At 67.2% G+C, this 22,458-nt stretch carries 27 protein-coding genes; all 27 read right to left on the bottom strand.

The annotated features are described in order from the left end of the window. Window positions 1-3: 3 nt before the first annotated feature. Window positions 4-285, bottom strand: a complete 282-nt coding sequence (locus Q0812_RS13445; RefSeq protein ID WP_302110865.1) for a hypothetical protein — start codon at window positions 283-285, stop codon at window positions 4-6. Beyond that, on the bottom strand, window positions 282-704 hold the full coding sequence (locus Q0812_RS13440; protein WP_302110864.1) for a hypothetical protein: 423 nt from the start codon (window positions 702-704) through the stop codon (window positions 282-284). The genes Q0812_RS13445 and Q0812_RS13440 overlap by 4 nt, the downstream gene beginning before the upstream one ends. Next, a complete protein-coding gene (locus tag Q0812_RS13435) occupies window positions 704-2,311 on the bottom strand; it encodes a tail fiber domain-containing protein (RefSeq protein ID WP_302110863.1) in 1,608 nt (535 codons plus the stop codon). Before Q0812_RS13435 ends, Q0812_RS13440 begins: the two co-directional genes overlap by 1 nt. Beyond that, a complete protein-coding gene (locus Q0812_RS13430) occupies window positions 2,311-2,688 on the bottom strand; it encodes a hypothetical protein (protein WP_302110862.1) in 378 nt (125 codons plus the stop codon). Before Q0812_RS13430 ends, Q0812_RS13435 begins: the two co-directional genes overlap by 1 nt. A gap of 22 nt (window positions 2,689-2,710) precedes the next feature. Next, the gene (locus Q0812_RS13425; RefSeq protein ID WP_302110861.1) at window positions 2,711-5,518 is read right to left on the bottom strand and encodes a phage tail protein; all 2,808 of its coding nucleotides are present in this window, start codon (window positions 5,516-5,518) and stop codon (window positions 2,711-2,713) included. Next, window positions 5,518-5,940, bottom strand: coding sequence for a DUF6950 family protein (locus Q0812_RS13420; RefSeq protein ID WP_302110860.1), 423 nt, complete (start codon window positions 5,938-5,940; stop codon window positions 5,518-5,520). Before Q0812_RS13420 ends, Q0812_RS13425 begins: the two co-directional genes overlap by 1 nt. Further along, window positions 5,940-6,566 (bottom strand): hypothetical protein, encoded by a 627-nt coding sequence (locus Q0812_RS13415; RefSeq protein WP_302110859.1) that lies wholly within the window; start codon window positions 6,564-6,566, stop codon window positions 5,940-5,942. Before Q0812_RS13415 ends, Q0812_RS13420 begins: the two co-directional genes overlap by 1 nt. Then, entirely contained in the window at window positions 6,566-7,174 is a 609-nt protein-coding gene (locus Q0812_RS13410; RefSeq protein ID WP_302110858.1) for a hypothetical protein, read from the bottom strand. The genes Q0812_RS13415 and Q0812_RS13410 overlap by 1 nt, the downstream gene beginning before the upstream one ends. Continuing rightward, the gene (locus Q0812_RS13405; RefSeq protein WP_302110857.1) at window positions 7,171-9,828 is read right to left on the bottom strand and encodes a tape measure protein; all 2,658 of its coding nucleotides are present in this window, start codon (window positions 9,826-9,828) and stop codon (window positions 7,171-7,173) included. The genes Q0812_RS13410 and Q0812_RS13405 overlap by 4 nt, the downstream gene beginning before the upstream one ends. 221 nt (window positions 9,829-10,049) lie before the next feature. Continuing rightward, on the bottom strand, window positions 10,050-10,523 hold the full coding sequence (locus tag Q0812_RS13400) for a hypothetical protein (protein ID WP_302110856.1): 474 nt from the start codon (window positions 10,521-10,523) through the stop codon (window positions 10,050-10,052). Then, complete coding sequence (locus Q0812_RS13395) at window positions 10,523-11,155, bottom strand: hypothetical protein (protein WP_302110855.1); 633 nt, start codon at window positions 11,153-11,155, stop codon at window positions 10,523-10,525. The genes Q0812_RS13400 and Q0812_RS13395 overlap by 1 nt, the downstream gene beginning before the upstream one ends. After that, a complete protein-coding gene (locus Q0812_RS13390) occupies window positions 11,155-11,562 on the bottom strand; it encodes a hypothetical protein (RefSeq protein ID WP_302110854.1) in 408 nt (135 codons plus the stop codon). The genes Q0812_RS13395 and Q0812_RS13390 overlap by 1 nt, the downstream gene beginning before the upstream one ends. 937 nt (window positions 11,563-12,499) lie before the next feature. Beyond that, window positions 12,500-12,952, bottom strand: coding sequence for a gene transfer agent family protein (locus tag Q0812_RS13385; protein WP_302110853.1), 453 nt, complete (start codon window positions 12,950-12,952; stop codon window positions 12,500-12,502). After that, entirely contained in the window at window positions 12,952-13,383 is a 432-nt protein-coding gene (locus Q0812_RS13380; RefSeq protein ID WP_302110852.1) for a phage tail tube protein, read from the bottom strand. Before Q0812_RS13380 ends, Q0812_RS13385 begins: the two co-directional genes overlap by 1 nt. Before the next feature lie 49 nt (window positions 13,384-13,432). Beyond that, entirely contained in the window at window positions 13,433-13,843 is a 411-nt protein-coding gene (locus Q0812_RS13375) for a DUF3168 domain-containing protein (protein ID WP_302110851.1), read from the bottom strand. After that, window positions 13,840-14,256, bottom strand: coding sequence for an HK97-gp10 family putative phage morphogenesis protein (locus Q0812_RS13370; RefSeq protein WP_302110850.1), 417 nt, complete (start codon window positions 14,254-14,256; stop codon window positions 13,840-13,842). The genes Q0812_RS13375 and Q0812_RS13370 overlap by 4 nt, the downstream gene beginning before the upstream one ends. After that, window positions 14,249-14,605: a head-tail adaptor protein gene (locus tag Q0812_RS13365; RefSeq protein ID WP_302110849.1), complete on the bottom strand. Its 357-nt coding sequence runs from the start codon at window positions 14,603-14,605 to the stop codon at window positions 14,249-14,251. The genes Q0812_RS13370 and Q0812_RS13365 overlap by 8 nt, the downstream gene beginning before the upstream one ends. Continuing rightward, window positions 14,592-14,795 carry a hypothetical protein gene (locus Q0812_RS13360; protein WP_302110848.1) on the bottom strand — a complete coding sequence of 68 codons (204 nt, stop codon included), beginning with the start codon at window positions 14,793-14,795 and terminating at the stop codon, window positions 14,592-14,594. Before Q0812_RS13360 ends, Q0812_RS13365 begins: the two co-directional genes overlap by 14 nt. Then, window positions 14,795-15,205 carry a hypothetical protein gene (locus tag Q0812_RS13355; RefSeq protein WP_302110847.1) on the bottom strand — a complete coding sequence of 137 codons (411 nt, stop codon included), beginning with the start codon at window positions 15,203-15,205 and terminating at the stop codon, window positions 14,795-14,797. The genes Q0812_RS13360 and Q0812_RS13355 overlap by 1 nt, the downstream gene beginning before the upstream one ends. A gap of 33 nt (window positions 15,206-15,238) precedes the next feature. After that, on the bottom strand, window positions 15,239-15,787 hold the full coding sequence (locus Q0812_RS13350) for a head-tail connector protein (protein WP_302110846.1): 549 nt from the start codon (window positions 15,785-15,787) through the stop codon (window positions 15,239-15,241). 1 nt (window position 15,788) lies between these two features. Continuing rightward, the gene (locus Q0812_RS13345) at window positions 15,789-16,133 is read right to left on the bottom strand and encodes a hypothetical protein (RefSeq protein ID WP_302110845.1); all 345 of its coding nucleotides are present in this window, start codon (window positions 16,131-16,133) and stop codon (window positions 15,789-15,791) included. Next, window positions 16,134-16,316, bottom strand: a complete 183-nt coding sequence (locus Q0812_RS13340; protein ID WP_302110844.1) for a hypothetical protein — start codon at window positions 16,314-16,316, stop codon at window positions 16,134-16,136. It abuts the gene before it with no gap. A gap of 58 nt (window positions 16,317-16,374) precedes the next feature. Beyond that, window positions 16,375-17,607 (bottom strand): phage major capsid protein, encoded by a 1,233-nt coding sequence (locus Q0812_RS13335; RefSeq protein WP_302110843.1) that lies wholly within the window; start codon window positions 17,605-17,607, stop codon window positions 16,375-16,377. 33 nt (window positions 17,608-17,640) lie between these two features. Continuing rightward, the gene (locus Q0812_RS13330; protein WP_302110842.1) at window positions 17,641-18,300 is read right to left on the bottom strand and encodes an HK97 family phage prohead protease; all 660 of its coding nucleotides are present in this window, start codon (window positions 18,298-18,300) and stop codon (window positions 17,641-17,643) included. A 9-nt stretch (window positions 18,301-18,309) separates the two neighbouring features. Then, window positions 18,310-19,524: a phage portal protein gene (locus Q0812_RS13325; protein ID WP_302110841.1), complete on the bottom strand. Its 1,215-nt coding sequence runs from the start codon at window positions 19,522-19,524 to the stop codon at window positions 18,310-18,312. Further along, the gene (locus Q0812_RS13320; protein WP_302110840.1) at window positions 19,521-21,338 is read right to left on the bottom strand and encodes a terminase large subunit; all 1,818 of its coding nucleotides are present in this window, start codon (window positions 21,336-21,338) and stop codon (window positions 19,521-19,523) included. The genes Q0812_RS13325 and Q0812_RS13320 overlap by 4 nt, the downstream gene beginning before the upstream one ends. Then, a complete protein-coding gene (locus tag Q0812_RS13315; RefSeq protein ID WP_302110839.1) occupies window positions 21,289-21,549 on the bottom strand; it encodes a hypothetical protein in 261 nt (86 codons plus the stop codon). The genes Q0812_RS13320 and Q0812_RS13315 overlap by 50 nt, the downstream gene beginning before the upstream one ends. Window positions 21,550-22,458 lie beyond the last annotated feature (909 nt).

Below are 22,458 nucleotides of genomic sequence, written 5' to 3'. Positions count from 1 at the left end.
GGGTCAGGCGTCGGCCTGGGGCTCCCGGCGGCCGGCCTTGGTGTTTTCCCAGGCCTTGAAGCCGTACATGCCGCCGACGATCACGCCGATGGCGCCCAGCGCGATAGCGCCGTCTGTGCCGTTCTCGACCTTGTTGGCGATGATGATGGCGGCGATCGAGGCCGACAGCGACATGGAGATCAGGCAGAACGGTCGAGCCAGGTCGCCGACGAAGGCCTTGATTTGCTCCAGCGTGGTCACCGGCGGCTGCATCGGCGTGTCAGGCCGGGCGGCGGGCTTGGTCATTTCGCGTCTCCGCTCTTGGGTTTCATCACCGTGGCCTGACCGCCCTCCACCACCAGCAGGGCGCCGCGGGCCGTAGCCTCGGGGACGGTGATCCCGTTTCGGCGCAGGAGGGCTTCTAGGCTGTCCACCCTCTGGGCCATCTGGCGGTTCTCGCCCCGGCACTGCTCTTTGTCGGCTTCCAGGGCTTCGATGCGCTTGGCCTGCTCTTCAAGCTGGTGGCGAAGGTCGGACACCAGGCCCTCAGCGGTCTTGTTGAGCGCCATCTGCAGGGCAGCCGCGCCTTCGATCAGGGCGGCCTGGGCCGTGTCCGCGTCCGGCTTGCTCTTTAGGCGGGCCGACATGTACTGCCAGAACCCGACGATCAGACCGCCGATGCCGGCGCTGCCGAGCATCTCGATCAGCTGCGCGCGCTCCGGCATCAGGGAGCCTGAAGGGCGGCCAAGGCGTCCAGCGCGGCCTGGGCCTTCCGGTTCACGGCCTCGGTGCGGTAGCGGTCGAACTGGTCGAGACGCAGGCCAAGGCGGGTCTCGCCGGTCGGCTCCATGACCCGCTCCTCGACCTCGACGGTCTCCATGACGGGACGCCGCCACACAGCTTGCGCCTCACCGTTCATCACCGGCTCGCCCGCCTCATCGAACAGCGGCATTTCCTCGAACAGCGGCTCTTCGATCTCGCGCTCGATCGTGCGCTGGACCGCCTGTCCGTCGATGATTTCCACCACGGACTCAGAGGTGGCGATCGTCCGCACCTTCTGGCGCTGGACCTCGACCATCTTCGTGACCGGGGCCGAGATTTCGTCCTCGCAGAACAGGGCGTAGCGGCTGGGATCGAAGCCCGCCGCGATCAGCGCGTCCCGCACTGCCTGCGCCGTGGGGCCGTAGTGAATGCGGGCGTTCTCGGCCCCCTTGGCCGCGATGGCGTCGTTCCACTGGAACTGCACCAGCGGCACGGACAGGATGGCGTCGAAGAAGGCCTGAGGCGGGGCCTCAAGCAGGGTCTTTTCCCGTGCGTCCGACGTGTTGATGGTGCCGGTTCCACCGTAGTAGGTGTTGAAGCGAAGGCTTGCGGAGCCCATGTTCTGGGTGTTGTCGGCGCCCGGCGTGATGTGGCCGGCCGCGCGGGAAATCGTCAGGCAGGCGCCCCGGAACCCCCCGGCGTCGGTGTAGGCGAAGATGCGGAGGTCAGAGCCCGCGTTTGAGCCGGTTTCCGCCCCCGCGAGACCGATGCCCATCCGCAGAACCCCTGCGGCGTACATCGAGTAGTGCAGAGAGCCTCCGGCGATCACCACCTGGTCTGACCCGACCACTGGGCCTGTGGTGTCCAGCGCCTTGACGTGCAGGTGCGTAATCGGCGCCGTGATGCCGATGCCGACCTTGCCATTTGAAAGCCAGCGTGCGCGTTCCACGCCGCCCGTGGTCACGGCCAGGGTGTCGGCGCCGGGCGCGAAGAAGCCCGTGTTTGTGTCGCCGAACACCGCGCAACCCGGCCCAACAGCCGAACCGCTGCCGAACGTCAGGCCAGACGAAAAGCCCTGCTGAGCCAGCCAGGTGCTGGCGATGCCCAGCAGCGCCGTATAGCTGCCCGCCAGCCGCTTGATGTCCACGCTGGTGGTCCCCAGCGTCCCGCCGTGGGGGCTGAACACCTGCCAGGCCGTGTTGGCGTAAGTCGAGCCCGACTGGACCCCGATCACCAGGCCGGGCAGCTCGTGCCAGGCGTCCGCCCCGGTCCAGCGGGTCAGGGCCGATCCGGCGCCATTGAAGACCCAGACCCCGTTCTCGGCCGCCGCGCTCTGCGTCCACAGCAGAACCCGGTCGCCGCTGGCCAGGGTCACGCCGTCCAGGCTGGCCGGGGCCGACAGGATGTTGACGTTGGCCGTCGAGGCGGCGACCGCGCCGATGGTGCGGTTCTTGATCGCAAAGACCGCCTCGATGTCGCTGGCGGTCGTGGCCACCAGCCCCGCCTGACGGGCAATGTCCGCATCGCTGTAGCCGCGCGCGCCCACAAAGGTGAGGTTGAAGTCCGTCATCAGGCGACTCCGTCGAGTTGCAGTTCAAGGGGGCGGGAGCTGGTGCGGCCGTTAGGCCACGTGATCTTCAGGCTGCCGCGCAGCACCGCGCATCCGGTGTCGTCGGCGACCGTCGCCTTGGTCGTGGGGGAAATCACGACAGCCACCTGCCCCAGCATGGGGGGGCTCAGGATGCGGAAGCCCTCCACGTCCGTGGTCTGGAGGCTGAGCGTGAACTGAGTGGCGCCGTCGTCGTCATTCAGCTTGAAGGCGCAACTGATGGCGCTGACGCCGGTCAGGTCGGTAGCGTTCCCGTCCGCATCGGCGACGGTCATCACCCCCTCTGACCAGTCGTCCATGCGCAGGCAGACGCGCACCGCCGTGAAGCAACAGCTCATGGAAAGGCTCCGATTGTGGGGGTCAGCCGGGGTGGTAGACCGATAGGGCGTTGTTCAGGATGCCGGTCGAGGACGCGGCCGTGGCCAGCGCCGTCATGTTCGCGTGGGTGGCGTCCAGACGAAGGCGGAAGTTGTGCGTCTCGGGCACGCCCGGCGTCGTCACCGGCGGCAGCATGTGACCCGCCAGCGACACCTTATCCAGGATGACCGGGTCAGAGACGGTGCCGGCGTCGATGTCCCAGGAGTCGCTAGCGATCATGTCCCAGGTTCCGGGCGAGCCCTGGCGCTCGTGCTCGATGATGGCGCGAGCCGTGCCTGAAGCCCCCGCGTTGCTGATGCTGATGCCCGCAAAGACCTGCACCAGCCGCCCGTCGCAGGCGAGGGATGCCGAGGCAACGGTCGTGAAGCTGGTCGACAGGGCCGTGTTGCTGGCCAGCTTGCCGTAAGCCTGAACCGTGGCCTCGTCCTTCGTCGCCAGCGCGCCCGCCAGTCCGCCTGTACCGCTCACGCGCAGCAGCCCCGACGCGTCCGCCGCCGTTGACTTGAGGTTGCCGCTTGCATCTAGAGCCGTGGTGATCCGGCCGTCTGTCAGTTCCGCGGGTCGATTGCTGACGTTCGTGGACCAGTCCGCGCCATTGGTCGCCGAGAGAGAGCCAGTAAACAGCCCTCCACCGGAGCGCCGCAGGATGTTGGACGTGTCCGCCAGCGACGAGGGGATGGGCGTTTGCAGAACGCCAGAGCTGTTCAGTGCCGTCGGGATACGCCCGTCCGTGAGTTCAGTCGGACGGCCCGTGAGGTTCGTGGCCCAATTCGCCCCGTTGGTCGCGTTGGCGTCCCCGGTGAAGTCGATGCTTCCAGTAGAGCGATAGACCAGGTTCGAAGCGTTCCGGGCCGTGGCCGAGACCGTCGAGATCAGGTTGCCGGAACCATCGAGGCCAGCCGGAACGCGCCCGTCCGTCACCCAGCCCGGACGGCTTGTGATGTCGGTCCAGTCAGTGGGAACAAGCCCCCCGACCGTAACCGGGCCCAGCTCAAGCCACGCGCCCCAGACGCCGGACTGGTCTGACTGGTATCGGACCGCGCCCTCCCAGTCGCCGCCAGTGAGTAGCGGGACCGCGATTTCCTCCACGTTGGCGCCTGTTTGCGCAGCGGGTATCCAGTCCGCCGCCCCGTCAAGCCGGTAGGCGAACTGCACCGCAGCCGCCAGGGGGTTCGTCACCTCGCCGCTGAACACCAGCGCCGGCAAATCCCCCGTCCCCGCCGCCAAGCTCCAGTCTCCAGCGTCTGGCGCGGGGAAGGTGTAGCCCGGGACCACGGGGTCTGTCGGGTCCGTCACCGCGCCAGTGATCCCGCCCGCCCAGGCGTGCTTACTATCAGTCTCGGCCCGAACGCCCAGCGTCACAAGCCCGGTGCTGACATCGAAGTCCCGCGTCAGCACGATCATTTTGAGCCCGCCGATGACCTCTACATCATCGTCCACGGTGAAGCAGTCGCCCGGCGCCAGGTCACGGAGCCAGGGCATGCAGGGAATGGCCCCCGTCCAGCCCTCGCGGCTATCAGCCACGTCATAGGCCGCCAGGACCGCCGCCTGATCCAGATCCGTGACGAAGTGGTAGTCCACCTCGCGCGACCTGCGGCGCTCGCCGTCCTCGGTCAGGTAGATGTCTCGGCTTACCGCCTCCGCCGGGACCATATCCCAGTCGTGCGCCTCGGACCGATAGCGCGGAATGATGGTGTTCAGCCGCTCCAGCCGTCCCGGGTTGCGCGTGATCTCCACAGCGCCCGCGATGTCGTCTCGGGTCAGCGTCAGGAGGCTCACCTTCTCCGACGCGCGGATCATGCAGCCCTGACGGCCGCCCAGGCTACGCGGGGACGCCCCGGCCGCCTGAAGGAACGCCCTCAAGACCTGATCCTTGTCGTCGCCGGAGGTCGGGCGGCCAGCGCAGGTGAACTCCAGCGCGTCCGCGACGTTGGCCGCCTCGATGAAGTCATCGACGAGGATGTCGTCCCAAGGCGTCCCCAGGCCCAACGCCAGCGTGTCCTCATAGGGCCTGCCGTTGTTCGGCCCCATCCAGATGCCGATTTCCCACTTGAGCGCCCACAGGCCGGGGTTGGTCGAATACTCCCAGGTCGAGGGATCGTTCAGCCGGTGCGAGCCCGACCCGCCCGGATAGGTGCTGTCCTTCCGGGGGTCATAGCAGCGCATGCCCTTGAGGATCGCCTCGAACTCCGGTTCGCCCTGCGTCCAGACCTTCTGTTTGGCGTCGTGCCCGAACGTGACCATGTAGGAGGCCAGGCACGGCAGGCGGTGATTGCTGCCCCACTGGGGGATCGTCGCCGAACTGCGCAGGCCAGTCGGGCTGGCCAGGGCCGTGTCGGACCAGAGCCCCGTCTTGTAGGAAAACCAGAGCTTATCGTTGAACGGCGAGTTGGCCGCGCCGCCCACGCCGAAGGTGGCGACCGTGCCGTCTGCCTTGATCGTCTCGACTTCCTCGATCGGACCGACCGACCACACCCCGACGATGCCGCGGTACATCCTCTCAGGCCCGAAGGACTGCTTATAGACGACGTTTCCGGGAACCTTCATCCGACCGGCCAGGGCCGGGATCGGCGCATTCGGATCGGCTACCCAATCCGTGGCGATCACGCTGCTGGGAAGGCTGGGCTTCAGCAGCGCAGAGGACGCGGCCCCAAGAGCGCCATAGGCCGCAGCCTTGAGCAGGGCCGGCGCCAGTGCGCCCGCGAGGGTGCCCGGCACGCCGACCGCGACCAGACCCACCTTCGTGACGGAAATGATCGCTGCAGCGGCTGTGAGCGCAACCTGAGGCATTAGCCAAGCCTCCACGCAGTCACGAGAGCGCTGGGCTGCAAAATGGCGCCCACCCCATCAATGAAGCCCAAGGCGCGCCCATTGGTCAGCCGGACCACCAAGGCCCCCCCCCAGGTACCCTCGCCCTCCTGAGGCAGCAGCATGAGATCACCGGGCCATGCCGCCGCAGGCGCAATCTCGACCAACCCGTGAGCAGAGACCGCCTCCGGTAGCGTCGAAAACCCCGCGCGCTTGAGGGCGCGCAGTGCGCCCGTGGCCGTCGAATAGGCGCCCGCCTTGGTCAGCGAGACGGGCCGCCCCGCCTCGCGAAGCACGAAGGCCGCCAACCGAACACAGTCGGCCCTTCCCCACTCAAAGGGACGGCCTGAATACTTGTTCACCGCTGCTTGGGCGATGGCGACCCGCTCACCATACGAAAGCATCAGAACTGCTCCCGCTGGCTCCCGTTACGCCCGCCGCCTCCGCCGCCCGAACGGATGCCACTGCTGGGAGGGGCGCCGCCCCAGTAGTCGCGCTGCCGAACGCCCGTCACATGGTCCAGCCCCGCCGCCGTGGGGTCGATCGACCGCAGGAAGGCGGGCGACAGGTTCTGCCCCTCCTGCCCCTCCAGGGCGTAGTCGTCGGCCGTCACCACCTCAAGATCGACCTCGCGGGCGTCACCGAGGCGGATCGTGTCCGAGTTAAGGTAGCCGACCAGCACGCCGTCGGGGTCGCCCACGATCAGGCCGGTTTCACGGTCCACCGCGCCAAACCAGATCGTCACGCGGCTCAGCTGGGCCGCCGGATCTGTCAGAGCGAGAAGCGCGGCCTCCGTGGGGGGCTTCAGCGTGATCGAAACCGTCTTGGCCTCGCCCGTCTCGCCATCCGAAATCGTGCTGACCTCGCCAAGCGAGCCGTAGTCGTCATCCTCCGACAGGTAGTCGTCACCGTTGATTTCGATCTGACCGCCGTCGCAGAGCCGCAGCGTGAAGCCCGGATAAACGATTTCCACCGCATGCCAGCCCGTGCCGATGCCGGACTTGAAGGCGTCGATCACGTCCGCATGCATCAGGCGAACTCCTGGATCGTGAAGCGCAGGCCCGTGCTGTTCAGCCGGCCGAGGGTCCATTCCTGACCGCTGCCGATCAGTTTGCCCTCGATCCTCGGAGACAGGATTTCCACCGCATCCTCGTCTGCTGGGGAGCGGCGGACCATCGGCCAGATCGGCAGGTCAGCCGTGCCGTCCGCGGCGATGCGCGTGTCAGCGCGGCTCTGGTAGAGGTAGCGCCGCGTGCCGCCCGTGATCGTGACGGCCACCGATACGAACTGGCCCTTCTTGATCAGGAAGCCGGTCTTGCCGCCCTTGAGGCTCAGCGTCGTGCCCGTCTGGGCCCCGCCTTCCACCAGCACGGCGCCAGACCGCCCCCGGATCGAAAGTCCAGGCTGCGGCCAGGCCAGAGAGACACCCTCAGCCCAGCCCGCGTTCAGGTCGGCGATGAGCGCCATGCCGCAGTCGGCGTGCTTGATCGCCGGAACGTCCACATCGAGGGCCCAGCGGTCGCCCATCCGATTGATGCGGATGTCCGTTCCGCCGAAGCGCGACTCCAGGTCGTGGCCCTTGCTGATCAGCCGGGGCGTGTAGGTCGTGCCACGCGGCAGGGACTGGAGGTCGATCATCGCCCGCCCCTCCCCTTCATCCGCGATGCCTGTTTGCGCATGGACGCCGGGATCGTCGCCTTGGCGCCCTGATAGGCCGTGACCGCCATCTGCGCGCCCTCCGCCCGCAGCTGGGCCACCAGTTCACCCGCCAGCACCGAGCCCTCGGCATGGACGATGAAGGTCTGCTGCACGGCGCGCGCGCCTCCAGCGGCGCCCATCCCGTCGATGCGCGGGACGATCTTGCCCGACACATTGGGAACGAACAGCTCCGGCCGCTTCTCGCCGACGACGTAGGCCGACCCAGCCTGAACCGGACCGCCATTGGCTCGAAAACCACGGAACCCCCGGCCACCGCCAAGAACAGCAGCAATGGCCGACGCCCAGCCGCCGCCTCCGCCGCCCTGGCTCTGCATCAACTGCCGCCAGACCATGGACAACAGCTGCTCGACGCCATCCCAGGCTGCGTCTTTGAAGCGTCGGCCAGCCTCCTCCCAGATATTGTCCGAGCGGAGGATGTCTACGAAGCCCTTGGCGGCGGCTTGCGCTTCGTCGCGAAGCTCCCCCTCGGCCTCCGCCACGTCGAACCGATGCTGGTCTGCGACGGCTAGCGCCGCCCCCGCAACAGCTCCATAGCGTTCTGAGTACTCTGCGATGCGGCGAGCCAGTTCAGCTTCGCGCTCCAGCTTCCGCGCTCGGCGGTCGTCGCCGGCCAGGCGCGCCAGCTCCGCCTCCGTGTCGAGCATTCGACGGACAGACTCCTCCGCCGCGCGCTGCGCCTCCGCCAGCCGCTCCGCAGCCTCGACCCGCCGCTCAGCCATCTCAGCCGCCGTGGTAGCCGCGCGAACGCCTGCGACATGCTGGCGAGCCAGTTCCGCAGCGCCCTCGATCTCCAGCCGCTGAAGTTCCTCTGCGAGGCGATGAACCTCCATTTGGTCTTCCAGTGCGCGAATGGCTCGCTCGTCGCCCCGTGCACGCGCGAGGTCGAGCTGCATCTGTAGGCGCAGACGAATGCGGGCCGCCTCTATGTCCTCCTGACTACGGCGGCTCGACCTTCCATCGCTATCAGCGGGCGCCGCCGCCGCTGACCGCGCCGGCCGTTCGACGTCCTCCATGGCCTCTTGTAGTCGCTCCCACGCTCGGATCGCCTCATCTGCATCCTGTCGAGCTTGGACAGCCTGATTGATCTGGGTTTGCGCGATGCGAGAAGCCGCCTGATCTTGAATGCTGCTCGCATTCGAAAATGATCGCTCCCCGCTGCCCGCCCGGCGGCGCTGGGCAGATTGGATTGCCCTGTCAGCCTCGGTCCGTGCCTGCCTGGCCTCGTCGATCCTGCGCTGCGCGTTGACGCGCGCGTCGGCGATCCGCGCCGCCGTGACCTCTCGAAGCGCGGCCGCTTTACGGACAAGTTCCTCGCGCTCAGATGCTGAGGCGCTGCGGGCCCGGTTAACCGCTTCCGCGTAGTCAGCTATCGCCTGGTCCCCGGCTGTCGTGACCGCGTTCAGTTCGCGGGACGCCACGGCGCTCGCGCTAAAGTGCTGTCCCAAGAGAACTAGGCCCGCCGTCAAGCCAGCTATAAGGGTGACGATCAGCCCTATGGGATTGGCGGCCATCGCCATGTTCAGAGCGACCTGGGCCCGGGTCGCGCCTGTCATGCTGGCCGTCATGGCGATGTTGAAGGCCGTAAGGCGGGCCGTGTTCACACTAGTCACGGCCATCCGCACACCGGCGACCGCCAGGGCACCGGCATAACGAACACCAATCGCAGTCGCCAGGACTGTCAGCACCGGAATGAGCGTGTCCAGGTTATCTGCCAACCCCACAATCGCCTGTGCTAGCCGGTCGGTAGCCGAAAGCCCCTCGTTAGATCGGCCAATGTGACGGCCCAGCTCATTGTCGAGCCGCTGAAGGGCCTGACCGACCGTCATGGTGGTTCGGTCGAACTGCTCCTCGATCTGCTCGCCCGCCCCCAGCAGAGCGCGCACAATCACATCCGCGGTGATCCGCCCCTCTGCCCCCAGGCGCTTCAGCGCTCCGACGGAAACCCCCATGGAGCGGGCGATGATCTGAGCTACCTGTGGCGCCGACTCCCTGAGCGCCCTCAGTTCGTCGCCTTGGAGCACTCCAGAGGCTAGCGCTTGGGATAGTTGGAGCGCCGCCGAGGCGGCCTCTTGGCTTGAGGCGCCTGATGAGGCGAATGACTTGTTCAGCAGGCTCGTGAGCCGAAGAACCTCTCGCTGCGACAGGCCCAGTTCAGAGGTAGCCAGGGTAAGCCGCTGGTAGAGCGCCAAAGTGCCCGCAGTCGACGAGCGGCTGTCGTTAGCAACGTCGACGAGTTCTTCCTGGCGCCTCGCCAAGTCCTCTGTGGCCACGCCGGCGGCCGCCAAGGCGTTGCGCCCCGAGGTCCAGCTGTCGGCGTACTGAAGAACCTGCTGGGCGGAGAAGGCTCCAGCCAAGATCGGGGCCAGGCTGGCGATCTCCCGACGCAACCCATCGCCCAGGCTCGACCAGATGCGCGACGACGCCCGCTCCGTGTCCCGCTGCATCTGGGCCAGCATTCGCCGGTTCTGGGCCGTGGACTGGTCCAGCGAGCGGTTGACGCGCTTGAGCGCTTGCTCGAACTGCCGGGCGTTGGCCTCGATCCTGACCAACAACCTGTCTTCATTTGCTGGCATGGAGCCTCCGCCCAAAAGAGTGGGGCGGCTCCGAAGAACCGCCCCTGATGGCCTTGCGGGGGCCCGCCACGCCATGACACGCCTGACCTAGACATGCCTTGCCTGCCGCGCCTCACCATGCCCGGCCACGCCAGGCCAGAACCGGCCTTGCCTCGCCTTGCCTGCCATGCTCCGCCGAAGCGGCCCGAGGTTGTAGGTAACTCTCGGCGTAACCCTCGGGCTCAGGCCCGTTTCGTCTCGTCGATGGCCGAGAAGACCCTCGCGAACTCCACCAGTTCGGCATGGCGCTGGCGCCACGCCTCCAGTTCTTCCCACGCCCGACGCAACACCTGTGCGCGGAGATCTATATCGCTCAGCGCAACGACCGTGGACGTGTAGTGGCGCTGGCCCTTCTGCTCGACGTTGACGAAGGCCCGGAGGAGCTTCGATTCCTCCACGTTGGACCGCGACACGTCGATGACGATGGCCCTGATCAGGTCACCAGCCTGACTGAGCCGCCACTTCTCGGCCGCCTCGGCGTCCTCCCAGGTGAAGTGCGAGTGCAGGACGCTGTTCGCGCTCCGGGCCCGCTCGACCACGGCCTCCTGTGTCAGGGCGCCGCCGGACTGCTTGCGGATGTCCTCCAACTCCCGCCCGGCCTTCTCGGCGTCCAGGTTGATGCGCGACCCCGGCTTCCATGCATACCGGACGCCCATCAGCCCTCTCCATCACGGGCGACATGGAACCGGCCATACGGCCCGTCCCGTTCGGGGCGCCACTCCCCGACACCGACAGCAAAGCCGCCGGCCTCGAACAGCGACACCACCTGCTCGGCGCTCAGGACGTTGGCGTTGAACTTGACCAGCAGCTCCACCGACCAGGGCGAGAACTCGCCCCGGTAGCGGAGGTCCGCCGTGCCCATCCCGACGCGACAAACGTCCTCGCGCATCGACGGCGGCGGGCCGATAATCTCGACGAACTCCCCGCCCTCGATGTGAAAGGCTTGGCGCGCGGCAACCTTCGTCATGCCGCCCGTGCTGGTCACCGCCGTGACGGCGGCGGCCTTGAAGGCGATGGCCGGGAAGCCGAACTTGGCCCGCTCTACATCCGCCTCGGTCGGCTTCTCGGGCTTCTCGCTCAGCCAGTAGAGCGAGCCGCAGAAGTCCTCCCAGGGATCCTTGGCCTGACGGCCTGCCGTCGCCTTCTTCTGCTGCTTGTCCGCCATCGCGCGGAGCGCCTTTTCGCTCCATGCGTGGACGATCAAGGGGCTGTCGCCGATCAGCTTCACCTTGAGCGTTTGCAGGTTCAGCGGCGGCAGGTTGATCTCTGTGCTCTTCGCGGCGGCCATCAGAACGCCCCCGCAGTTAGGGCCTCGACCATCTGAATGGCCAGCCGGTGATTGGTCGGGCGCCGGGTGGAGTAATCGGAAAAGTATTCCCACTCAGGGTCGCCATGGTGGATTACGCGCACGGCCAGCGCTCGATACTTCGCGTTCTCGGGCGTGTTTGGCAGCGCCTCGATGGCCCTGAGGAATGCGGCCTCCCGACGCTCCCACTCGTCCACCAGCGCCTCGTCGCCTGATAGGTCGACTTCATCCTGCATCGCGCAGATGGCCCGGGCCTCGCCAACCGCATCCGACCAGCGCGCGTTTTCTGATGGCAGCGCCACCGCTATTGCGGGGACCGTGGCTAGCGCCGCCGCCCCTGCCCCGATGGCGAACAGACTCCGCCTTGTGTTACCTTGTGTGTAGGCCATGACCGTCTCCCTTCAGTCGGTTGTGGTTTAGGGCCGTTGCAAGGTTGCCCCCTTGCTTCGGCCCGCCTTTTTTCGTAACAGATATGACGATGACGTCAATACCTGCTACGAAAAAAAGAGGCCGTGGTCGTCCGCGGGTGGACGCCACCCAGCTCGGCGTCCGTGTTCCTCCACAACTGCTGGCCGCCCTTGACGCGTGGATTGAGGAACAACGCGAGCGTATCCCGTCTATCGAGATAAGCCGCCCCGAAGCCCTGCGTCGGCTCGCTGCCGACGCGCTCATTGGTATGGGGCTTCTGCCCCCCTCCGCGCACGATTAGCCCCGCTAGCCGCCGTAGACGTTCAACTCATCTGGCGGGCGCGACTCCCCTTCTTCACCCGCCGTGAAACGCCACCGGTTCCCGTTCTCACAGTCGACGAACACCTGCGGTGCTTCGGGGGGTGATGCCCTGTCCGACACTTCGGAAATCATGACCCGATCACACTCTGGCCTCATGGCCACGGTTCGCGCGGTCGCCTCGCGCAAGGACTGGATTTCACCGAGAACTCGCTCTGCTCCCCAGATTGCGTAAGTCCGTGGGTAACCCGCCCGGTCGTATGGCTCGAAAACATTCTCGTCGATATCGACCGGCACCTCCCGCGGGCTGACTATCGCGCGTTCGGTCCGCTGCGGCTCGCGCTCCGGTCCGCATGCCCCGAGGGCCAGGGCGGCAAATAGGGCTGTCTTCGCTGTTAATCGCATGGTCCACCTCCGAGAGAGCCAAAGGGTGTCTTCATGACGGAGACACCTTCGGACGGAGGCTAAGTCCCTATGGGGCGCTCGGCTAGGCACCCTCCCCCATCGCCTCGGCAACTGCCCGCTCGAACTCTTCGTCAGTGGGGGCCTTCGGCTTGGGCGGCGGGCTATTCGCCCGTCTCCAGCCGGCCACGGCGCGGGTCAGCCGCCAGACGTTCGTCTTCGCAACCGCTTCCGGGTCGAGCCCGAGGACCCCGCCGGCTTCGTAGAAGCGGGAGAACCTCCATCGTCCTCGGGGGAGGGGCTCGTCTCCCCCTTCATCTCCCCCGGCGGTTCATCCTCGTCACCTTCCGACCCCATCAGGGCCGCAGCGAGGATGGCCGACGCCAGGGCCTTGTGAGTGAACAGCGCACCCTCGCCGCAGTAGCGGTTGCGGAGCGCCAGGGCCTGCGTGGGCGGCATGCCGCCGCCGATAAGGCCAAGCCGGATAGTCTCGCGGATGTCGGCCACGAGCCAGGCGCCGGAGTAGATCCTTTGAAGGATGAACTCCGGGCCCGCATCGCACTTCTCTTGCAGCTCCTCCAACTCGCCGATGCGCAGCCGGAAGATGTGCTCGCCGTCACCAAAGGCGGCCTGATACTCGCCGGAAGGCATTAGGACTGCGTGATCGGGCCGTCGCTGACGAGCGTGATCGACGCCGTGGCCTTCTCCTTGCGCGTGCCGGTCATCGAGAACTCGGTCAGGCGGAAGGAGCCGGTCCAGGTGTTGCCGCCCGTCTTGTCGGTCTTCACCTTGACGTTCTTCGCATCGCCCGAGTTGAACCAGGTGAACCAGTCGTCGGCCGAGGCCACGTCCAGCATGCCGGAGCCGTTGATGGTGGCGCTCAGGCCGTCCGTTTCGCGGCTGACCCAGGCCGGCAGCGTCGGATCATCGCAGTCGGGGACCACGCTCTCGGTCGTGTTGGCCGAGAACTGGATGCCGCGCTCGGTATTGATGAGGCAGGGGTGGGTGTAGGTGCCGGACGAGCCGACCCATTCCACCTGGACCAACAGCGACTCGCCGTTGATGACGTCGACAGCAGCCATGGCTGTGCTCCTTCAGACTGAGGCCGCTGGGGCCGTTTCGGGAAGACCGTCAGGCCGTGGGGGCCAGGACGTACCGGAAGGTCAGACGCGACCGGATGGTGAGCCCGTCGGGGTCGCGGTTCGTAACCGCGCCCTCGCAGGCATGAATGATGATCTCAAAGCCCTCGACCGTAAGGGCCGCGTCCAGCTCCGCCATCAGCGCCGCGGCCCCCGCCTGCGCCTCCTGCATGCCGACAGCCTCCGACCAAACGTTGAGCTCGACGTAGACTTCGACGCCCTCATGGCACTGGTCCCCGGCGTCGATGGACTGCATTGGGCCGAAGGTGGCGTAGGGGGCCGTCGGCTCCTGCGGCGAGCGGTCGTACACGCGCGGCGGATCGCCAAGAACGGCCTTAACCGGCGTGGAAGCCCGCGTGGTGGCGATGATCGCTTTCTGTAGGGCCGCCTGGGCGTCGATCATCCCTTGGCCTCCTGGAGGCCCTTGCGGATGGCCTTGTTGATGTTCCGCCTGACCTTGGGCCGCTCGACCCGGACAGTCGGCCAGAAGAACGGCTCCGCCTGCATCTTCTTCGTGCCGTACTCGACCATGTGGGCGTAACGGACCTTTCCGTTCCCCGCCGTGATCTCCGCCGCCCCCTCGGGCACGATGTGCGAGCCGGAGGGATGCGAGTAGCTTGGCGTCTTTCGGCCCTCGGTCGTTACTGTGATGCTTTCCTTCAGGTCGCCGTCTTCGACGGGGACGACCGCACGCATCCGGTCCGCCACGCGGTTCGCCTCGCCCTCGACGGCTTGCCGGGTCTCGCGCTGAACTGCCTTGGGCATGTTCTCGAACCGGCGCTTAAGCCGCTCCACGCCCTCGATACGGCTAGCCATCAGGGGCCCCGCTCACAAGCTGGATCAGGATCCAGATGCGCCGCCCATCCATGTCCCCCGCGAAGGCGACGTTGAAGGCCTGGCCGGTCCGCGTATCAACCGCGCGGTCCCCCGGAACGATAGTGCGCGTCCCGCTGTCGGAGCGCACCCAGCAATCCCACGAGGCCCGGCCCTGGACACGCCCGGCCTGCACATCCTCGCCGCCCCTCGTGGGCGCCAGACTACAGGCGCGCTCCACGGCCAGGTCCTGCCAAGACCCGACGGCATTGCCGTAGTCGTTTATCGTGTTGACGCGCCGCTGGAACTTGACGCGCTGCCGGAGGTCGCCCGCTCCGTTAGGCTTCGGCATCGGCCTTCGCCTGGCGCTTGGGCGGCGCGATCTCTTCGGCCTTGCCTGCCCTCACGGCTTCCTCGCCACACCGGCGCGTCACCGTCGCCTCTTGCCCGGCTGCGAACGCCAGCGTGACCATCCGCCGGTCTGGAGGCGTCCAGTCGAACGCCTCTAGGAAGCGAACCCTCATCTCGTCGGCGCCGGCCATCAGAGCGCCACGCCAGACGACTGGAAGTTCACGTCGAGCACAGTCGTGCTCTTGGCGATGCCGATGATGCTCGGGTACTCGCCCGAAGCCAGATCGGCCACCGGGCAGATGCCGCCCGGCGTGTCAGACAGGTAGTAGGCCACGCCTGCGGTTAGCGCGGCCCCAATGGTGATGTCGCCGCCGCGGTGCACCGCCAGGGGCTGGCCAGCGCCGGCGCCATTCAGCGCAATACCCTGAGGCGCGCGAACGGCGGCCGTAGCGGAGTTGTTGTCCGCCAGCTTCCAGGTGTTGGCCGTGGTGTCCAGGTAGAGAACCTGGCCCGCCGTGACCGTGGCGCCGGCCGTGCCATGAACGATGCTGGCGTCGGAGCCCGCCAGAACACTGGCGGCCGTGATCGAAAGGTCGGCCATCGCCGCCTCCTATGGTTCGGGTTTTGCGGGAAATTATGCCCAGGTCCGATAGGGCGAGATCAGCATCTCGATGGTCGGCGACGGCTTCAGATCGCCCGCGATGCCGGTCTCCCTGTTTGCGTAGAGGTCGCCCAGGAGCAGCAGCGCCGCCGCCTTGATCGGGGCCGGCACTGTCGCGTAGCCGGCGGTGTAGGTGATGGTCACGGCCTCGCGCTGGGCTCGGACGCTCGGCCAGGACTGATCGGGAGCCAGGCGAACGCGGCCATCAGTCCCCAGCACATAGACAGCGCCGTCCAGCGTCTGGGTCGCCCCGTCGCCATCGACGTACTCGATGCTCGTGATGGCCGTGACGGGCGGCAGGGACAGGCGCATGCAGTCGGCGAACCAGTCCGCCGTCTCGCTGATGGTCTGCTCTCCTACCGCCCGCCCCAGCCACCCCTGAGGTCCGTCCAGGGCCCCGCAGGCGGCCGCGATCAGCGCCCCGATAAGAACGTCGTCGTCGTCGTGGTCCACGCGCAGATGGGCCTTCGCCTCGTCGAGAGAGAGGAATGGCTCTGGCGGCGTGACAACGACAGCGGCCATGTTACTCGGCCGCCGCGATTTCTTCGGTCCCGGCGCTCGTCGCCACGGCGGAAACGCCGGACTTCGTCGCCTTGACAGTGCACGACATCACCGCGCCGACATCGGCCGCGGCGAGGACGCGGGTGTTTGCGGCCGCGCCGATGATGGCCACGCCGTCTCGCCGCCACTGGTAGGTGTAGCTCGGCGACTTCGACCAGGTCCCCGAGGAACAGGTCAAGGTTTCGCCCTCGGTCGCCGTGCCGGTGATGGCCGGCAGTACGGAGTTCACCGGCAACTTCGACACGGCGTCGGCGGCGCGGCTCGCCGCCTGGCGGCCGGCGCGAGTGTAACGGGAGCCGCGGGCCATCTACGTGGCTTTCCGCTTCGGAGCGGCCTTGTTCTGGGTGGCGGAGAGCATCTTGTTCTGCGGATCCTCCTCGGCCTTGGCCTCGACCTCTTCGGAGGCCGGCGGCTTGCCGGCGATGCGGCGATCGATGGCGAGGTTCACGACGCCGTAGGTCGGCGGCTCGTAAGGCTTCTTGGCGGTCATTGCGTGGCTCCTGGCTGCTCGAAAGAGGGGGCGAGCTGAAGCCCGCCCCCGTCAGTCGTTACGAGGTCAGATCCGTGATCTGATCGGAGAAGTCGCCCTTCACGAAGGCCTCGGGGCGGTAGACCGCGAGGGCCAGACGCTCCTCGGCAAGGATCGTGACAAGGTTCTTCCGGAAGTTGTCGGAGTCCTCGGTGCTGATCTCGACCCGGGCGTCCTGACGGTCGAAGATCTGGGCGCCCATGTTGAACGAGCCCACCAGGAACTTGTCGAGCGTCATGGCCTGGGTGGCCACCACGGGCAGGCCCCAGAGCCGCGCGTCGGTGCGGTCCTGCGGATTGCCGATGATGTAGGCGCCGGCCGTGTCCTTCAGGACCTCGATCGAGGCCCAGTCGGTCGGGTGCATGACCACGCCGCTCGGCGGGAACTCCGCCAGGGCCGCTTGGAGCATGGCGATCCGGATCACGTCGATCTTGGTCGGCGAAGACACCACGGCGAGGTTGGCCGTCGAGGCCGTCGCCTGGGTGTAGATGCCGTTCAGATCGGTGCCGGTGCCGCCGCCGTTCAGCAGCTGGTCTTCCTCGACCAGCTTCAGGCCGTAGCGCAGGCGCCCGTCGATGTACGACTGCAGCATCGGCGCGTCGTCGAGGATCTGGCGAGTGGCCAGGACCCAGTGCGCGATGGTCGTGACCGAGGTGGTCACGATGTCGAACTTGATTTCCGACTGCGGCTTGGCCGTGCCGGCGGTCTCCGTGTGGGTGTCCGCGGCGTTGGTGAAGCCGGTTTCCTTGGGGTACTGGATCGACGCCTGCGACGTCCGGCCCGGCATGAGCAGGTCGCGGATGGTCAGGCGGCGCTGAACCGGGGCCAGGGGCGCAAGGCGCATCGGCTCCAGCAGGTCGCCGGCCGAGCCGTCTGCGTCGGTCGTCAGGCTGGAGATGATGGCCTTGGACTCCATCTCCATCCCGACGCGGCGACCGGCCTGCGGGTTGGCCATGAAGTTCTTGACCTCTTCATTCTCGATGAAGCGGTAGCCGGCCGACTTGCCCCGGTCGGGGTCGGCGTTGCCGCGGCGCGCCAGCTTCTGCTCGACCTCGTCCAGACGGGCCTTGGCCTCGTTCAGGCCGGTGATGGCCTGGTCAGCGAGCTCCTTGGCGGCCTCGGTCAGGGCTTCGCCCGCCTTGGTCTTGCCCAGCGCCTCTTCGGCGATGGCCTTCACTTCGTCGTGCTTGCGCTCGACGAGCGACTTCACCTCACCGACCAGCTGGTCGGCAGTCTTTTCGTTCTCTGCCATGGGATGATCTCCTGCTTGGCGTTTTCGGGAAAATCAGCCGGCCAGCGCAGCGTGCAGCTTGCGGAGGATGTCGGCCGCTTCGTCCGCCTTCGCCTCGGGATCCCCCCGAAGATGCGGCGTTGCCGAGGCCGCGATGGCGGCGGCCTTGGCCTTCGAGAACCCTGCGTCCCGCAGGAGCCCCTCGAACTCTCGGACAGTCGGCAGTTGGCCAGCGTCCAGAATGGATTTCACCGCCGTCACCGTGGCTCGGCGGTTGGCCGGGAAGTTCACCGGCGAGATTTCCCAGAGGTCCAGCTTCTCCAGCAGGCGGACACCCGGGCGCTTGGGGTCGTTCTTCTTCTCGACGACCTCGTAGCCGATCGACAGGCCGCGAACGGCCTTGCGCTTCATGGCGCGGTGCACACGCTGGCCGACCGGATCGTCGAGATCGACCTGGCCGCGGACCCACAGGCCCTTGCCGTCCTCGGCCATGTCCAGCCAGTTGCCGATCGGCAGCTCGCCGGCGTTATGGCCCCACAGCATCAGGGGCATGGTGCCCTGGCGCTTGTGACGCACCAGGCTCTCCGAGAAGGCGCCCGGCACGATGATGTCGCCATAGCTGTCCGGCTCGCCGCCGAACGTGCTCCCGTAGCCCTCGATCACGCCGGCGTCGTCGGCCGCCTTGATCTCGAGGCCGAAGTCTCTGTGAAACATCAGGGCCTCCTAAGCCTCTGGCGCCGGGAGCGCGGGCTGCTTGCCCGCCTCGGTGATCGGCACGTTCTGCATCTGCATCCGGGGCACGTCCCCGCCCTCGACCGGCGGCAGGTTCTCCAGCGCGCGGACCTCGTTGATCGTCATCGCCCCGATGCCGGTCATCTCGCGGTAGAACTCCGCCCGGCCCGTGCTGTCGGCCCGCAGCAGCCCTTCCAGGTTGAACTCGACGGTGATGCCCTGGGCCCGGTCCGCAGGGGTCAGGAGCTGCTTCTCGATGGCCTGCTCGATGCGCTTCAGGCGCCGGCGCAGGCTGAACTTCTGGAAGCCGAGGGTCTGCTCCTCCAGCCCCGTCCCCCAACTCGTCGTCTTCTCGGTGTGGCCGATCATGTGTGGCGGCACGCCGAACAGACGGGCGATCTCCTCGACGCTGAACGCCCGCGACTCCAGCATCTGGGCGTCTTCCGGGTTCATCGTCAGCGGGACGATCTCCATCCCGCCGTGCGAGATGAAGGGCCGCCCCGCGTTCATGGCCCCAGCGTAGCGAGCCCCCGTGTTCTGGGAGATCGCATCATACTGCTCGTCAGTCAGCCACTTGTCGGTCTTAAGCCCGACGTTCGTATGAATTCCGTTGGCGAACGTCTTTTGCGCGGCAGTATTCACTGCCGACGACAGACCGAATACTTGTCGGCCATAGGATAGCGTCGACAGTCCGCCGAGCGGCGATCCGCCGAAGCCCCGGACGTGGAACACGTCGTCCTGGGTGGCGACGTAGGACTTGCCGTCCTCGGTCCAGCGATACTCGAGGTCGCCGTTCTCCAGCCGGCGCACCGTCGGATCGCAGATCGGGACCAGCGCGACCACGCGGCCGCCCATGCGCTCGATCCGCGCGTGCATGTTGCCGCGCAGCTCCAGCGCCGCGACCCCGCCCTCCCAGAAGTCCATGGCGGTCTGGTCAGCGTTGGGGCTGTCGTGCAGGACCCGATACAGCGGGTGGTCCTTCGCCACCGTCCGGCGCCCTGAGGCGTCGGTCCGGTAGACCATCAGCGGCAGGCTGGCGATCGTGCCCGAAAGCAGGTTCACGCACGCCCAGGCCGCCGAAAGCGCGAGCACCGACGTCTCGTTGACCGGCATGCCCGCGTAGCTGTCCGTCCGAGGCCGCCCATCCACCGTCCGCAGGTTCACGCTGCGGGCGATGTAGTTCAGCGCCTTCCGCCAAATGCTCATGCCGGGACGCCAAGGCTGGCGAGATAGTCGTTCCATCCCGCCTCCTCACCTTCCGTCCCCACCGCCGCCCCCAGCGCCATGGCCAGGGCGATCGCGGCGTCGATCTTGTTCACCGACCGGGTCTTGGCCAGCCAGTGGTTTCCCCACTTGTCCTCTTCGACCACGGCGGACATCATCGCCGAGATCAGGACGGGGTTGCGTTTCAGTCGAATGCGGCCCTCAAGAAGGGCCTCCTCCAGCAGCCGGATCGAGCCCGGCATCCAGAGGCCGTCCTTGCCCTCGGCCAGCGGCTTACCCTTCTTGAGCCCGCCCTGCGGGTGCTCGGCGAATGTCAAGTTGAGGCCCAGATCTTCGACCTCTTCCTCGAAGCGCTTGAAGGCGTAGCGGTCGTAGGCGACCACCTGGACGTCGAATGCCTGGTCGTATTCCGCCAGCGTCTGGGCGACGTGCCGGTAGCTGATGCTCTCGCCCATCGGCGCGTGAAGGTGGCGCTCGCGCGCCCAGACCGAGTACGGCAGCTTGTCCTTCAGCTCGCGCGCCAACATCGTGTCGCCCGGCGTCCAGGCCTCGACCCAGGCGTCGAACGTGGGCTTGCCCTCGGCCGTCGTGCCCGTCCGGACCACGGCGCCGAGCGCGGTGATGTCTCGGTTCTGGGACAGGTCCAGGCCCAGCCAGACCTGCTCCCCGTGATGCTCCTCGATCTCGAAATCAGCCAGGCAGGGCTCCAGCGTAGCCCGGGTCATCCAGGCCGTGTCCGCGTCCGTCCAGACGCAGAAGTGGAGCCGCAGGATGCCGTTCAGCTGCCCCGGGATCGCCTTCGCCTGCGCGACCGTCTCGGCCAGGTACTCCTCGGTGATCGTCACGCCCAGCAGGGGGTTCGCCTTCGCCCAGCACGTCGGGTCATTCAGCGGGTCATCGCCCTCGTCGAGCGCGCAGACGTAACTGAAGGTGGTGTCGTCGATGACGTGGCCCAGGAAGGTCGGGTCCGTGACCGCGTCCACATTACCGGCGGCCACCTTGACCGCGTGCTCGTGCTCCTCCCAGGCCACCGAGTTCCGGTCCGAGCCGGAGTTGGTGATCATGAACAGCAGGGGCTGGCGCCGGAACTTGAAGCCTCGCTCCAGCATCTCGAGGATCTTCCGGTCCGGAAGCTCGTGCACCTCGTCCGCCAGGACGAAATACGGCCGGGGCCCAGACCCCGTCTTGCCCGTGTCTCTCGACACCGGCCGAAAGAACGACCCCGACGAGTGATGCGCGATGTTGAACTCGCGCCCGGGTCCGCCGGAGAACTCCAGCCGCTTGGCCAGCGCCGGCGACTGCTTCACCATCTTCACCGCGTCGGCGAAGAGGATCCCGGCCTGCTCTCGCTTGGCCGCCGCAGCGTAAATCTGCGCGCCCGCCTCGCCGTCCGACGCCAGGCCCTTGAGCCCGATCCCGCCCGCCAGCGGCGACTTCCCGTTGCCCTTGCCTTGCTCGATATAGGCCCGCCGGAACCGGCGCCGCCCATCCTCGCGCTTCCAGCCGAAGATCGAGCCGATGATGAACGCCTGGCTCTCGTGCAGCAGGAAGGGCTGGCCCTCGAACTGCCCCTCGCTCAGCTTCAGGACGTGCTCGAAGTACGCGAACGCCTCGTCCGCCGCCTCGTGGTCGAACCAGAGGCCGCGCGCCTCCCCGTGCTCCAGATCGTGCAGGTGACGCCGGCAGGCGTTCCGCACGTGCGGCCCCGCGATGACCTCGCCCGACAGGACTCGCTCGGCGTAGTCCCTAGTTCGGTCGGGCGAAGAAGCGGTCTGCAGGATCGCTGTCGTCTTCATCCGGATGGCTCACCTTCGTCTCGTCGACCGGCGTGGCCCCCAGCTTCGACAGGATCGCGCTGTAGGTCTGGATCTGGTTGACCCCCACATCGGCATCGTCCATCCGGACCCGCAGGATGCAGGCGACCCGCAGGAGCGGCCGGTGAGAGCTGTTCAGCCAAGGGAGTTCGCCCCGAAACTCCTCCCAGGCATCGCACTGCTCAGGCGTCATCTTCGCGTATGGCCCGCCAAGCGCCCTCGTCGCTTTCGACGTCTTCCGATCTCTGAACGTGCCGGGGTTCTTAAGCGCCGCTCCGGAAACTTCAGCCTTAGCTTGCGGCAGTCTGGGCCGAGCCATAAAACCTCATGTTCTCAATCTTGGATGTGCGAAGAGTGGACACGCGCCGGTCCGCTAGGCGAGGCCCGTGAGGTTGTTGGCCGCCCCCCCCCCCCGGGGTTCAGGCCGCTCGGCGCTCGTAACGCTGCTTGGTCGTGTTGTGGCAAGTCACGCAGAGGCTCTGGAACGGCCCTGTCCAGAACGCCTCTATGTCCCCTCTGTGCGGTTCCACATGATCGCACACCGTGGCGGCGGTCACTTGGCCGCCCTCCAGACAGAACCGACAGCTGGGCTCGGCCGCGAACTGCGCCTGTCTGATCCGGGCCCAGCGCGCGTACTTGTAAAGCGGCCTGGCGTCGTTCGGCCGCCGGCTGTCCGCCTTAGCCCGGCAGAACTTGGAGCAATACCGCTGCGTCGGGACATGGGGGACGTACGCGGTGTCGCACAGATCACAGGCCATGGTCGGCCGATCCCACTTGGGTAGGGCGTGCCAACGGTCCCGGTGATACGCCTTCAAGTGAGCGTCGCGGCACGGCGTGCACCGCTTGTGGAGGGCGCTCGGTAGGGTGAGGCCGCACCCGAGACAGGGCGGCGCGGCCTTCTTGGGCCGGGGGTACGCTGGGCGCTTCGGCACGCATGCCACGCAGCTCCGACGCGGCCTTCCTTTGCCCGCCTGGTGGAACGTCGCACCACATTGATTGCAGACGATGCTGCGGCCTATAGCGGGCTCAGCCACGTTCGACCCTCCTACGGTCGTCTGGTTAGGCCCGGCGTCGGTGTTAGCGCACCGCGTCGGGCCGAATG

Origin of the sequence: Peiella sedimenti (assembly GCF_030504955.1) — a bacterium.
GTDB lineage: Bacteria > Pseudomonadota > Alphaproteobacteria > Caulobacterales > Caulobacteraceae > Brevundimonas > Brevundimonas sedimenti.
Note: the sequence above shows the minus strand (reverse complement) of the source record. Positions and strands in the feature narration are given on the sequence as shown.

Coding starts and splice junctions, on each gene's coding strand:
- Q0812_RS13375 (WP_302110851.1), bottom strand. CDS start 13,843: ATGATCGACGCCCAGGCGGCCCTACAGAAAGCGATCATCGCCACCACG.
- Q0812_RS13385 (WP_302110853.1), bottom strand. CDS start 12,952: ATGCCTTCCGGCGAGTATCAGGCCGCCTTTGGTGACGGCGAGCACATC.
- Q0812_RS13325 (WP_302110841.1), bottom strand. CDS start 19,524: ATGAGCATTTGGCGGAAGGCGCTGAACTACATCGCCCGCAGCGTGAAC.
- Q0812_RS13430 (WP_302110862.1), bottom strand. CDS start 2,688: ATGAGCTGTTGCTTCACGGCGGTGCGCGTCTGCCTGCGCATGGACGAC.
- Q0812_RS13320 (WP_302110840.1), bottom strand. CDS start 21,338: ATGAAGACGACAGCGATCCTGCAGACCGCTTCTTCGCCCGACCGAACT.
- Q0812_RS13345 (WP_302110845.1), bottom strand. CDS start 16,133: ATGGCCCGCGGCTCCCGTTACACTCGCGCCGGCCGCCAGGCGGCGAGC.
- Q0812_RS13340 (WP_302110844.1), bottom strand. CDS start 16,316: ATGACCGCCAAGAAGCCTTACGAGCCGCCGACCTACGGCGTCGTGAAC.
- Q0812_RS13410 (WP_302110858.1), bottom strand. CDS start 7,174: ATGATCGACCTCCAGTCCCTGCCGCGTGGCACGACCTACACGCCCCGG.
- Q0812_RS13445 (WP_302110865.1), bottom strand. CDS start 285: ATGACCAAGCCCGCCGCCCGGCCTGACACGCCGATGCAGCCGCCGGTG.
- Q0812_RS13370 (WP_302110850.1), bottom strand. CDS start 14,256: ATGGCTAGCCGTATCGAGGGCGTGGAGCGGCTTAAGCGCCGGTTCGAG.
- Q0812_RS13425 (WP_302110861.1), bottom strand. CDS start 5,518: ATGCCTCAGGTTGCGCTCACAGCCGCTGCAGCGATCATTTCCGTCACG.
- Q0812_RS13315 (WP_302110839.1), bottom strand. CDS start 21,549: ATGACGCCTGAGCAGTGCGATGCCTGGGAGGAGTTTCGGGGCGAACTC.
- Q0812_RS13390 (WP_302110854.1), bottom strand. CDS start 11,562: ATGGCCTACACACAAGGTAACACAAGGCGGAGTCTGTTCGCCATCGGG.
- Q0812_RS13405 (WP_302110857.1), bottom strand. CDS start 9,828: ATGCCAGCAAATGAAGACAGGTTGTTGGTCAGGATCGAGGCCAACGCC.
- Q0812_RS13440 (WP_302110864.1), bottom strand. CDS start 704: ATGCCGGAGCGCGCGCAGCTGATCGAGATGCTCGGCAGCGCCGGCATC.
- Q0812_RS13380 (WP_302110852.1), bottom strand. CDS start 13,383: ATGGCTGCTGTCGACGTCATCAACGGCGAGTCGCTGTTGGTCCAGGTG.
- Q0812_RS13435 (WP_302110863.1), bottom strand. CDS start 2,311: ATGACGGACTTCAACCTCACCTTTGTGGGCGCGCGCGGCTACAGCGAT.
- Q0812_RS13395 (WP_302110855.1), bottom strand. CDS start 11,155: ATGGCCGCCGCGAAGAGCACAGAGATCAACCTGCCGCCGCTGAACCTG.
- Q0812_RS13415 (WP_302110859.1), bottom strand. CDS start 6,566: ATGCATGCGGACGTGATCGACGCCTTCAAGTCCGGCATCGGCACGGGC.
- Q0812_RS13420 (WP_302110860.1), bottom strand. CDS start 5,940: ATGCTTTCGTATGGTGAGCGGGTCGCCATCGCCCAAGCAGCGGTGAAC.
- Q0812_RS13355 (WP_302110847.1), bottom strand. CDS start 15,205: ATGGCCGACCTTTCGATCACGGCCGCCAGTGTTCTGGCGGGCTCCGAC.
- Q0812_RS13365 (WP_302110849.1), bottom strand. CDS start 14,605: ATGCCGAAGCCTAACGGAGCGGGCGACCTCCGGCAGCGCGTCAAGTTC.
- Q0812_RS13360 (WP_302110848.1), bottom strand. CDS start 14,795: ATGGCCGGCGCCGACGAGATGAGGGTTCGCTTCCTAGAGGCGTTCGAC.
- Q0812_RS13350 (WP_302110846.1), bottom strand. CDS start 15,787: ATGGCCGCTGTCGTTGTCACGCCGCCAGAGCCATTCCTCTCTCTCGAC.
- Q0812_RS13400 (WP_302110856.1), bottom strand. CDS start 10,523: ATGGGCGTCCGGTATGCATGGAAGCCGGGGTCGCGCATCAACCTGGAC.
- Q0812_RS13330 (WP_302110842.1), bottom strand. CDS start 18,300: ATGTTTCACAGAGACTTCGGCCTCGAGATCAAGGCGGCCGACGACGCC.
- Q0812_RS13335 (WP_302110843.1), bottom strand. CDS start 17,607: ATGGCAGAGAACGAAAAGACTGCCGACCAGCTGGTCGGTGAGGTGAAG.